The 10,816-nt window shown below is 57.7% G+C and carries 8 protein-coding genes and 1 pseudogene; 4 read left to right on the forward strand and 5 right to left on the reverse strand.

The window, feature by feature from the left end; all coding sequences use genetic code 11:
* Positions 1 to 51: 51 nt before the first annotated feature.
* The gene (gene secA, locus AB4N76_RS07555) at positions 52 to 2,787 is read right to left on the reverse strand and encodes a preprotein translocase subunit SecA (RefSeq protein WP_046033275.1); all 2,736 of its coding nucleotides are present in this window, start codon (positions 2,785 to 2,787) and stop codon (positions 52 to 54) included.
* Between the two features lie 307 nt (positions 2,788 to 3,094).
* Here secA and AB4N76_RS07560 point away from each other — a divergent pair, with 307 nt between their 5' ends.
* Positions 3,095 to 3,550 carry a DUF721 domain-containing protein gene (locus tag AB4N76_RS07560; protein ID WP_046033274.1) on the forward strand — a complete coding sequence of 152 codons (456 nt, stop codon included), beginning with the start codon at positions 3,095 to 3,097 and terminating at the stop codon, positions 3,548 to 3,550.
* A 90-nt stretch (positions 3,551 to 3,640) separates the two neighbouring features.
* On the opposite strand, the gene AB4N76_RS07565 is transcribed toward AB4N76_RS07560, so the two are convergent.
* Entirely contained in the window at positions 3,641 to 5,146 is a 1,506-nt protein-coding gene (locus AB4N76_RS07565; protein WP_460164329.1) for a helicase HerA-like domain-containing protein, read from the reverse strand.
* 329 nt (positions 5,147 to 5,475) lie between these two features.
* Here AB4N76_RS07565 and AB4N76_RS07570 point away from each other — a divergent pair.
* Together AB4N76_RS07570 and AB4N76_RS07575 are read left to right on the forward strand one after the other, a co-directional pair.
* Positions 5,476 to 6,315: pseudogene (locus tag AB4N76_RS07570) on the forward strand (HAMP domain-containing protein); the annotation flags it as partial.
* A gap of 141 nt (positions 6,316 to 6,456) precedes the next feature.
* Positions 6,457 to 7,221: a methyl-accepting chemotaxis protein gene (locus tag AB4N76_RS07575; protein ID WP_427701491.1), complete on the forward strand. Its 765-nt coding sequence runs from the start codon at positions 6,457 to 6,459 to the stop codon at positions 7,219 to 7,221.
* Between the two features lie 173 nt (positions 7,222 to 7,394).
* Here AB4N76_RS07575 and AB4N76_RS07580 read toward each other — a convergent pair whose 3' ends face one another.
* Together AB4N76_RS07580 and purU are read right to left on the reverse strand one after the other, a co-directional pair.
* The gene (locus tag AB4N76_RS07580) at positions 7,395 to 7,571 is read right to left on the reverse strand and encodes a hypothetical protein (RefSeq protein WP_175648978.1); all 177 of its coding nucleotides are present in this window, start codon (positions 7,569 to 7,571) and stop codon (positions 7,395 to 7,397) included.
* Between the two features lie 86 nt (positions 7,572 to 7,657).
* Entirely contained in the window at positions 7,658 to 8,506 is an 849-nt protein-coding gene (purU, locus tag AB4N76_RS07585) for a formyltetrahydrofolate deformylase (RefSeq protein ID WP_046033272.1), read from the reverse strand.
* A gap of 337 nt (positions 8,507 to 8,843) precedes the next feature.
* Between purU and mvaT the strand changes: the two genes are divergently transcribed.
* Complete coding sequence (mvaT, locus tag AB4N76_RS07590) at positions 8,844 to 9,221, forward strand: histone-like nucleoid-structuring protein MvaT (RefSeq protein ID WP_007933316.1); 378 nt, start codon at positions 8,844 to 8,846, stop codon at positions 9,219 to 9,221.
* 100 nt (positions 9,222 to 9,321) lie between these two features.
* Here mvaT and sbcB read toward each other — a convergent pair whose 3' ends face one another.
* Positions 9,322 to 10,752 (reverse strand): exodeoxyribonuclease I, encoded by a 1,431-nt coding sequence (gene sbcB, locus AB4N76_RS07595; RefSeq protein WP_046033271.1) that lies wholly within the window; start codon positions 10,750 to 10,752, stop codon positions 9,322 to 9,324.
* Positions 10,753 to 10,816: the final 64 nt, after the last annotated feature.

The following is a 10,816-nucleotide window of genomic DNA, read 5'->3' on the forward strand; positions in this document are numbered from 1 at the left end:
CGACGGCTGAAGCCGGTCGCGGCGCGGGTATTTCAGCGATTGAAACGGGGTTTACTGGATCTGCCCGTGGCAATGCTTGAACTTCTTGCCCGAACCGCAGTAGCACAGCTCGTTGCGGCCCAGCTTCTGCTCGTTGCGAACCGGAGCGGTGGCAAGGGCCACATCGATCTCTTCACCCAACTGTTCAGGTTGCTCCAGGCCCGGCGCTTCCTCGTGCAGGAACTGCATGCGAGCAGCCAGCGCTTCGGCTTCCTGACGCAGGCGTTGCTCTTCTTCGATCGGGTCTTCGCGGCGAACCTGAACGTGGGACAGCACACGGATAGAGTCGCGCTTGATCGAATCCAGCAGCTCGGAGAACAGCGTGAACGACTCGCGCTTGTACTCTTGCTTCGGGTTCTTCTGGGCATAGCCACGCAAGTGGATGCCGTGACGCAGGTGGTCCATGGTCGACAGGTGGTCTTTCCACAGGTCGTCCAGCACGCGCAGAACGATTTGCTTCTCGAAACTGCGCAGCGCTTCGGCGCCCGCCTGGTCTTCTTTCTCGTTGTACGCCGCGATCAGCTCTTGCATCAGCTTCTCGCGCAGGGTTTCTTCGTACAGGTGATCGTCTTCGTCGAGCCATTGCTGGATCGGCAGCGCCACACCGAAGTCGCTCTGCAACGCCGCTTCCAGACCGGCCACGTCCCACTGCTCAGGCAGCGACTGTGGTGGAATGTGTGCGCTGACAGTGGCGTTGAGTACGTCCTGACGGAAATCGGCGATGGTCTCGCCAATGTTGTCAGCGGCCAGCAACGTGTTACGCATGTGATAAATCACTTTACGCTGTTCGTTGTTGACGTCGTCGAACTCGAGCAGTTGCTTACGAATGTCGAAGTTACGGCCTTCAACCTTGCGTTGAGCCTTTTCAATGGCGTTGGTCACCATGCGGTGCTCGATCGCCTCGCCTGGCTGCATGCCCAGGGCCTTCATGAAGTTCTTCACCCGATCAGAGGCAAAGATACGCATCAGGCTGTCTTCCAGCGACAGGTAGAAACGGCTGGAACCGGCGTCGCCCTGACGACCGGCACGACCGCGCAGCTGGTTGTCGATACGGCGCGATTCGTGACGCTCGGAAGCAATAACCTGCAAGCCACCCGACTCGAGCACTTGCTGGTGACGCTTCTGCCAGTCGGCCTTGATCTGGGCGATCTGCTCTGGCGTTGGATCTTCAAGGGAAGCCACTTCCACTTCCCAGTTACCGCCCAACAGGATGTCGGTACCACGACCGGCCATGTTGGTGGCGATGGTCAGTGCGCCTGGGCGACCGGCCTGGGCAATGATCTCGGCTTCTTTTTCGTGGAACTTGGCGTTCAGAACCTTGTGTTCGATGCCTTCCTTCACGAGCAGGCTGGACATGTGCTCGGAGGTTTCGATGGTCGCCGTACCTACCAGTACCGGACGGCCAGCGGCCATGCTTTCCTTGATGTCCGCCACGATGGCCGCGTACTTCTCGTCGGCCGTCAGGAACACCAGGTCGTTGTAGTCTTTACGGGCCAGCGGCTTGTTCGGCGGAATGACCATGACCTGCAGGCCATAGATCTGATGGAACTCGAACGCTTCGGTGTCAGCCGTACCGGTCATGCCGGACAGTTTGTTGTACAGACGGAAGTAGTTCTGGAACGTGGTCGATGCCAGGGTCTGGCTTTCGGCCTGAATGTTCAGGTTTTCCTTGGCTTCGATAGCCTGGTGCAGGCCTTCGGACAAACGACGGCCCGGCATGGTACGACCGGTGTGTTCGTCGACCAGGACAACCTGACCGTCCTGCACGATGTACTCGACGTTGCGGTGGAACAGTTTGTGCGCACGCAGACCGGCGTAAACGTGAGTCAGCAGGCTCAGGTTGTGCGCCGAATACAGGCTTTCGCCTTCAGCCAGCAGGCCGAGGGAGGTCAGCGACTCTTCAACGAACTGGTGACCGGCTTCGTTGAGTTCGACCTGACGGGTCTTCTCGTCAACGGTGTAGTGGCCGGCCTTGGTGACTTCGCCTTCAACTTCTTCGATGTGCAATTCCAGCCGCGGGATCAGTTTGTTGATCTCGATGTACAGCTTGGAGCTGTCCTCGGCCTGACCGGAAATGATCAGCGGAGTACGGGCTTCGTCGATGAGGATGGAGTCGACTTCGTCGATTACGGCAAAATTGAGTTCGCGCTGGAATTTTTCTTCCATGCTGAATGCCATGTTGTCGCGCAGGTAATCGAAACCGAATTCGTTGTTGGTGCCGTAAGTGATGTCGGCGGCGTAAGCCAGGCGCTTCTCTTCCGGCGGCTGGAACGGCGTGACCACGCCGACCGTCAGGCCGAGGAATTCGTAGAGCGGACGCATCCAGTTGGCGTCACGGCGGGCCAGGTAGTCGTTCACGGTCACAACGTGCACGCCCTTGCCGGACAGCGCGTTGAGGTAAACACCCAGTGTCGCCACCAGGGTCTTGCCTTCACCGGTACGCATTTCCGCGATCATGCCTTCATGCAAGGTCATGCCGCCGATCAGCTGGACATCGAAGTGGCGCATACCCATGACGCGCTTGCCGGCTTCGCGGGCGACCGCAAAGGCTTCTGGCAACAGCTTGTCGAGGGTTTCCCCTTTGGCGATGCGGGCCTTGAACTCGTCTGTCTTGGCACGCAATTGATCGTCCGAAAGGGCCACCATTTGCTCTTCGAAGGCATTGACGAATTGCACCGTCTTGAGCATGCGTTTGACTTCACGCTCGTTCTTGCTTCCAAAAAGTTTCTTTAACAAAGGCGCAAACATATCGGCAGGATCTTCCACACTAAAGGGATGGAGGGCGGCCCCGAGAGTCGCCCGTGCAGCCCTCATGGCCGCATGCGAACGAGCATTCTACCCGGAAACGATGGTGAGGAAAGTGGCGTTATTCCACGATGCATGCACTGCGTTGTAACGGGGCTCACTTAAAATAAGGGCTTTTTGCTGAACTTCAAGCCATTCACTGCAGAAGTTACTTGTTGATTTAATGGGTAAAGCGAGCGCAAAGCAATGGGTCGGGTGCACGTGATGCTTTCTGCTACCATAGCGGCTCTGTTACTTCAGGTGTCTGATCATGGCATTTCGCCCTCTTACGGCCAGAGCACCCGCCGTTCTGCTCCGCGAAGCCAAGCCGCTGAAAGCCATTTTCAGCCAGGCTCAACGCCTGGGTCATTTACAACGTCTGCTCGAAAGCCAATTGCAGCCTGCCGCCCGTGAACATTGCCATGTGGCGTCGTGGCGCGAAGGCAGTTTGCTGCTGATCATTACCGATGGTCATTGGGCAACGCGCTTGCGTTATCAGCAAAAGCGCCTGCATCGCCAACTGCAAATGTTTGATGAATTCGCCAGTTTGACGCGGATTCTGTTCAAGGTGCAGCCGCCAACCGTGCAACAAGGGGCTGCTGGCCACACCATCAGTTTGTCGCCCAACGCGGGCGCGACCATTCAGGCCACGGCCGAGAGCATCAGCGATCCGAATCTGCGGGCCGCCCTGGAACGCCTGGCGGCCCACGCCAAGCCCAAAACCTGAGATCACCGATTTCTGTAGGCGCATGGCTTGCCCGCGATGGGCGCGCCGCAGTGCAACAGATACTCCGCGTTATCGTTCATCGCGGGCACGTCATGCCCCTACAGGGTTCAGCGGCTTTTTTTTGCCGCCGAGCAGCGAGCCCATCAGCCCACGCACCAATTGTCGGCCTAACTGGTTAGCCGCCTGTCGCATGGCCGACTTCAACGCCTGCCCGGCTGCCGTACCCAGAAATTCCCCGGCCTGGTCAGTGAAGCTTGGCTCTTCGGGTGCAGGCTTGGCCGGCGTCGCATCGGGATCGGGGGCCAACCCCTTGCGCCCCATCAGCACTTCATAAGCCGACTCACGGTCGATCGGTTTGTCATAACGGCCCTGCAACGGCGAACCGGCCACCAGCGCCGCACGCTCCGCCTCGCTCAAGGGCCCGATCCTCGATTGCGGTGGCGCGATCAATACACGCTGGACCATCTCCGGCGTGCCTTTATCGGCCAGCGTGCCGACCAGCGCCTCGCCAATCCCCAACTCGGTCAAAACCGACAAGGCATCGAACGCCGGGTTCGGCCGAAAACCCTCGGCCACGGCGCGCAAGGATTTCTGTTCCTTGGCCGTGAACGCGCGCAAGCCGTGCTGAATGCGTAAACCCAGCTGAGCCAGCACGTCATCCGGCAAGTCACCCGGCGACTGGGTGACGAAATACACCCCCACGCCTTTCGAACGAATCAGTCGCACCACTTGCTCCAACCGATCCTGCAACGCCTTGGGCGTGCCGGCGAACAGCAAATGTGCCTCGTCGAAAAACAGCGCCAGCAGCGGTTTGTCCGCATCGCCGCGCTCCGGCAATTGTTCGAACAATTCAGCCAACAACCAGAGCAGGAAGGTCGCATAAACCTTCGGTGCTTCGTGCACCAGGCGACTGGCATCCAGCAAATGAATGCGCCCGCGACCGTCAGCGGTCGGCTGCAGGATGTCTTCGAGTTGCAGCGCCGGCTCGCCAAACAGTGCTTCGGCGCCTTGTTGCTCCAGCGTCGCCAGACGCCGCAACAGCGCCTGACTTGAGCCCGTGGTCATCAACGCTGCATCGTCCCCGAGCAATTCGGGGTGGTCGCGCAGGTGATTGAGCAGCGCCTTCAGATCTTTGAGATCGAGCAGCAATAGCCCTTCGCGATCCGCCACCTTGAACGCCGCATACAGCGCCGACTGCTGACTGTCGGTCAGTTCCAGCAGGCTGCCGAGCAACAACGGGCCCATTTCACTCAAGGTTGTGCGCAATGGATGACCGGACTGGCCATGAATGTCCCACAGGGTCACCGGATACGCCTGGGGCTTGTGGTTCAGCCACGGCATCCCGGCAATGCGTTCGGCGATCTTGCCTTGCGGGTTGCCGGCGGCGCCGAGACCGCACAAGTCGCCCTTGATGTCGGCGGCAAACACCGCCACCCCGGCATCGCTGAAAGCTTCGGCCATGCGCTGCAACGTGACGGTTTTACCCGTCCCGGTAGCGCCTGCGACCAGACCGTGGCGGTTCGCCAGACGCATGGCCTGGGCGATGGGCTGGCCGGCAAGGTCAGCGCCGAGAACGAGTTGCAATGAGTCAGGCATTTTGTCACCCATGGTTAATCTTTGAGCCGGCACGGCCGATACAAAAACCGAGACCACACAGAAATTAGCGTCGGTAATTCCCTAAGGAGAGGACGGAAATATCAGCTTGTTTTCAACACTGCCCATTTTGCGTGCCTTTATAAAAGCACGCTCAGGACATTAAGACCTTAGCGGAACCCCAAGCCATGAACAAAAACCTGCGCTTCAGCCATAAAATTTTGCTTGCCGCCGCCCTCGTCGTAATTGCAGCCTTCGCTTCGTTTACTCTGTACAACGACTATCTGCAGCGCAATGCAATACGCAGTAATCTCGACAACTACCTGCAAGAAATGGGCAGCGTGACAGCCAACAATATCCATACCTGGCTGGCTGGCCGTAGCCTGTTGATCGAAAACCTGTCACAAAACGTCGCATTGAACGCTGACACCGGCAACGTCTCCAAGCTTCTTGAACAGAAGGCGGTGACGTCAACCTTCATGGGCGCCTATCTGGGCAACAAGGATGGCACCTTCATCATCCGCCCAGACAGCAAAATGCCGGATGGCTATGACCCTCGCGCTCGCCCTTGGTACAAGAGCGCCCAAAGCGCCAGCGGCTCGGCACTGACCGAACCGTACATCGATCTCGCGTCTGGCCAATTGGTCATTTCCATCGTCAACAGTGTGCTCAAAGACGGTCAAAACATCGGTGTGGTCGGTGGTGACCTGAGCTTGCAAGTGATCGCCGACAGCCTCAACGCGCTGGACTTCAACGGCATGGGTTATGCCTTCCTGGTCAGCGCCGACGGCAAGATCCTGGTTCACCCGGACAAAGCCCTGGTGATGAAGTCCCTGAGCGAGGCGTTTCCGAAAAACACCCCGCGCATCAGCAACGACTTAAGTGAAGTCGACGTTGACGGCAAGACCCGCATCGTCACGTTCACCCCGATCAAAGGCCTGTCCTCGGTGAACTGGTACATCGGTCTGTCGGTGGATAAAGACCAAGCCTACGCAATGCTCAGCGAATTCCGCGCCTCGGCGGTCGTAGCGACCGTCATCGCCGTGGCCATCATCATCGCGTTGCTGGGCATGCTGATCCGCATCCTGATCCAGCCGTTGCACGTCATGACCCGCGCGATGGCCGACATTGCCGACGGTGAAGGCGACCTGACCAAGCGCCTGACCATTGAAAACAACGACGAATTTGGCGTTCTCGGCACGGCGTTCAACCGTTTCGTGGAGCGTATCCACGGTTCGATCCGTGAAGTGTCCTCGGCCACCGGCCAGGTCAACGAAGTGGCCCTGCGTGTGGTCGCGGCGTCGAACTCGTCGATGTTCAACTCAGACCAACAAGCCTCGCGCACCAGCAGCGTGGCCGCAGCGATCAACCAGCTCGGTGCCGCCGCCCAGGAAATCGCTCGTAACGCCGCTCAAGCGTCGAGCCAGGCCAGTGATGCCCGCAGCCTGGCCGAAGACGGCCAGCAAGTGGTGGATCGCAGCATCAAAGCGATGAATCAACTGTCGAGCATGCTCAGCGCCTCGAGCACCAATATCGAATCGCTAAACAGCAAAACCGTGAACATCGGGCAAATTCTCGAAGTGATCACCAGCATCTCCCAACAAACCAACTTGTTGGCACTGAACGCGGCCATCGAAGCTGCCCGTGCCGGTGAAGCCGGACGTGGTTTTGCGGTGGTGGCCGACGAAGTGCGCAACCTCGCACACCGCACTCAGGAGTCGGCACAGCAGGTGCAGACCATGATCGAGGAACTGCAAGTCGGCGCCCGTGAGTCCGTCAGTACCATGAGCGACAGCCAGCGCCACAGTCAGGACAGCGTGGAAATCGCCAACCTGGCGGGCGAGCGATTGAACAGCGTGACCTTGCGCATCGGAGAAATCGACGGGATGAACCAGTCGGTGGCGACGGCGACTGAAGAACAGACCGCGGTGGTGGAGTCGATCAACGTCGACATTACCGAGATCAACACCCTCAATCAGGAAGGTGTGGAAAACCTGCAATCGACATTGCGGGCGTGCTCCGACCTTGAGCAGCAGGCAGCGCGACTCAAGCAGTTGGTAGGCAGTTTCCGTATCTAGTGTCTGAACCGGCCCCTTCGCGGGCAAGCCCATTCCCGGGGTTTTGCGTGAACCTGGGAGAGAAGGCTTGCCCGCGAGCGCGGTCTCAAGACACTACCAATCCTCGCTGTCGCGTCCCCCTCCGCCTCGGCCAATGGCGAAATGTCCTGCAGGATCGATAAAGTTGCTGAAGTTCAAGCAGGCTTAGGCGTGTCATCGGGCTCTTGCTGCAACTGTTCCCACAACTCGGCGGCGCCGGGAAACTCCGTACCATCTTCGGGGCTCATGTCCTCCGGATCGTAGCGACTCAAGCATCCCTCGCCTAATGTCGCTGGTGCCTTGGAAGTGGCTTTGTCGAGTGGATCGGCCATGGTCAAAACCTCAGTGTAGAAACGGCGAAGGGCCTGAAGCGATTGAACGCCCAGGCCCTTCGAATTTCAACCGTGTTGTATGACAGTCAGAACACTACGGTTTTGTTGCCGTGTACTAACACCCGGTCTTCCAGGTGATAACGCAGCCCACGGGCCAACACCATCTTCTCGACGTCACGGCCGAAACGCACCATGTCTTCAATGCTGTCACTGTGGCTGACACGCACGACGTCCTGCTCGATGATCGGCCCGGCGTCCAACTCTTCCGTCACGTAGTGGCACGTCGCGCCGATCAACTTCACACCGCGCATGGAGGCCTGGTGATACGGCTTGGCCCCCACGAACGACGGCAGGAAGCTGTGATGAATGTTGATCACTTTATGGGCATATTCGCTGCACAACTCGGGCGGCAGGATCTGCATGTAACGGGCAAGTACCACCACTTCGGCGTCGTGCTGTTTGACCAGCCGCGAAACTTCAGTGAAGGCTGGTTGCTTATCCTGCGGATTGACCGGGACGTGGTAATATGGAATGCCGTGCCACTCGACCATGCTGCGCAAGTCATCGTGGTTGGAAATCACACAGGAGATTTCGCAATCCAGTTCGTCACTGTGCCAGCGGTGCAACAAGTCGGCCAGGCAGTGGGACTCACGGCTGGCCATCAACACCACACGCTTCTTCTGCGCGGTATCGGTGATGCGCCAGTTCATCGAGAACTCTTCGGCAATCGGTGCAAACGCTTCGCGAAAGGCTTCGATACCGAATGGCAGCGAATCGGCACGAATTTCGTGACGCATGAAGAACCAGCCACTGAGATTGTCCGAGTGATGGCTCGCTTCGGTGATCCAGCCGTTATGTGACGCCAGAAAGTTACTGACTTTAGCAACGATGCCGACGCGGTCCGGGCAAGCAATCACCAGCCGAAAAGTGCGCATGAGGGGGAAACTCCAGAACTTCGCAAAGGCCGCCATTCTAGCGACTGCGCAGCAAAACTGCAGTATTGATGACGTACTACCCGGAAAACCGGCCTGCGCCCCCCGCGCTGATAGCACCCGCTCCCGCGCGCTGGGGATCTTTTAAATGATATCTAGAGTCAATTTGTGAATATCTGTGATGACTGCATCACACTATTTAATCGGCACCTCAATTTGCGCCTACTTCATCGAAACTAATTTAATTAAAACGCCGGTTAAATGTTTACTTGATGAAACACCCTGACTATTATTGCGGCACTGTCCCCTGCCATCCAGCGCCCAACATAAGGTAGTCCTCATGTCCTTGATCAACGAATACCGCGCCACCGAAGAAGCTATCAAAGAGCTGCAAGCCCGTTTGAAGAACCTGTCCCAAGACGACAAACTGCAAACCGAGCTGGAATTCGAAGGCAAACTGCGCACCCTGATGGGCGAATACTCCAAGTCCCTGCGTGACATCATTGCGCTGTTGGATCCAGAGTCCAAAACCAAAGCACCACGCGGCGGCGCAGTAAAAACTACTGGCACCAAGCGTGCTCGCAAAGTTAAACAATACAAAAACCCGCACAACGGCGAAGTCATCGAAACCAAAGGTGGCAACCACAAAACTCTGAAAGAGTGGAAAGCCAAGTGGGGCGGCGACGTGGTTGAAGGCTGGGCTACTCTGCTGGGCTAAGCCACAGGGTTTGTCAAAGCATTAACTGCGACAAAAAATAACGCCAGCAATTGCTGGCGTTTTTTTATGCCCGCCATTCATTCTCCGGGCATGTTCGTTTTCAAAGATTCAAACGTTTGCGTAGTCCCTGAACATAACTCTGCCATTCATTCAACACCTCTCGCTGAAACGTTGTAGCCGTTTCGTTCAATTGGGCTGCGGCTTCTGAAAAAGTATCCAACGTATTGGGTGCCCCCCACTCGGGTGCCGTCAAACGTTGCTGACAGAATATTCGCCAGCGCTCTTGCTCCTCGAAATTCAACGTATCGGGGAAGTTGCGTGCGCGATAACGAAACAATAATTCAGGTAAACGTTCGTCATCGAAAGGCCATTGCTCTTGTGATAATTGGGCAGGGTCCGAGGTTCGGACTTGCTCACATAGACGCCGGTCCCGGTCACCGATAAAACCATCGTATAACTGTTGCTCCGGATCCTGGCTTGGCGTGAAATCTTCGCTGGCATAAATGGCCTGTACTTTGTCTCGCCAAACTTGTTGTGCGTCGATTAGCCGCAGCGAACGTTCCTGATAAAGCGCCATGTCCAGCCCCAGGCGTTGCTGATCCTCAGGCCGAAGTACCGACATCGGCGCGACCACCGGGCACTTGTTGATATGAATGAGTTTAAGTGGCACAGGCAGTTCGCCTTCGGCCAGGTCATCGCGACGGGTGTACAGCCGCTGACGCAAAGTATCGGCATCCAGGTCCAGCAGCCCCTGGGGGTCCAGATGCAAGTCGCAGACAATCAAGGCGTTCTTGTTACGCGGGTGCCAGGCCAATGGCAGCACCACTCCCACATAGCTGCGAGCCGCCGAAAAGCGCCCGGAAATGTGCACCAGCGGTTGCAACAGGCGAATCTGGTCCATCACCTTTTGTTTACTGCGCAACTTGAACAGCCAGTCATACAACTTGGGCTGTTTCTCGCGAATCAGGCGCGCCAGCGCAATGGTAGCGCGAACGTCCGACAGCGCTTCGTGGGCATTACCATGATCGATGTTGTTGGCGGCGGTCAGGCGCTCGAGCTTGAGCGTCACTCGTCCCTCTTCGTCCGTGGGCCAGACGAGCCCGTCGGGACGCAACGCGTACGCTGCTCGCACCACATCGATCAGGTCCCAGCGGCTGTTGCCGCCCTGCCACTCCCGTGCATACGGATCGAAAAAATTTCGATACAGGCTGTAACGGGTCATCTCGTCGTCGAAACGCAGCGTGTTGTAACCCGCACCGCACGTTCCCGGCGCCGCTAACTGGGCATGCACCCGCGTCATGAAATCAGCTTCGCTCAAGCCCTGTTCAGCTAACTGGCCGGGCGTAATGCCGGTGATCGCGCAAGCGGCAGGATGCGGCAGGATGTCGTCACTGGGCTGGCAGTAAAGATTGACCGGCTCGTCTATTTCATTGAGATCGAAGTCGGTGCGAATCCCCGCCACTTGCAGCGGACGGTCGCAGCGGGGATTGATGCCAGTGGTTTCATAGTCGTACCAGAAGATGGAGGTCACGGGCTATTCCTGAACTGAAGATCGGCGAAGTCTAGGCGTTCACATCCCGCCCCGGCCAGTAATC

Source organism: Pseudomonas sp. S2_F03 (assembly GCF_054668335.1).

Bases quoted from the DNA above. Each gene is read 5' to 3' on its own strand.
- AB4N76_RS07575 (WP_427701491.1), top strand. From the start codon at position 6,457: ATGTTCAACTCAGACCAACAAGCCTCGCGCACCAGCAGCGTGGCCGCA.
- purU (WP_046033272.1), bottom strand. From the start codon at position 8,506: ATGCGCACTTTTCGGCTGGTGATTGCTTGCCCGGACCGCGTCGGCATC.
- AB4N76_RS07565 (WP_460164329.1), bottom strand. From the start codon at position 5,146: ATGCCTGACTCATTGCAACTCGTTCTCGGCGCTGACCTTGCCGGCCAG.
- secA (WP_046033275.1), bottom strand. From the start codon at position 2,787: ATGTTTGCGCCTTTGTTAAAGAAACTTTTTGGAAGCAAGAACGAGCGT.
- AB4N76_RS07560 (WP_046033274.1), top strand. From the start codon at position 3,095: ATGGCATTTCGCCCTCTTACGGCCAGAGCACCCGCCGTTCTGCTCCGC.
- mvaT (WP_007933316.1), top strand. From the start codon at position 8,844: ATGTCCTTGATCAACGAATACCGCGCCACCGAAGAAGCTATCAAAGAG.
- AB4N76_RS07580 (WP_175648978.1), bottom strand. From the start codon at position 7,571: ATGGCCGATCCACTCGACAAAGCCACTTCCAAGGCACCAGCGACATTA.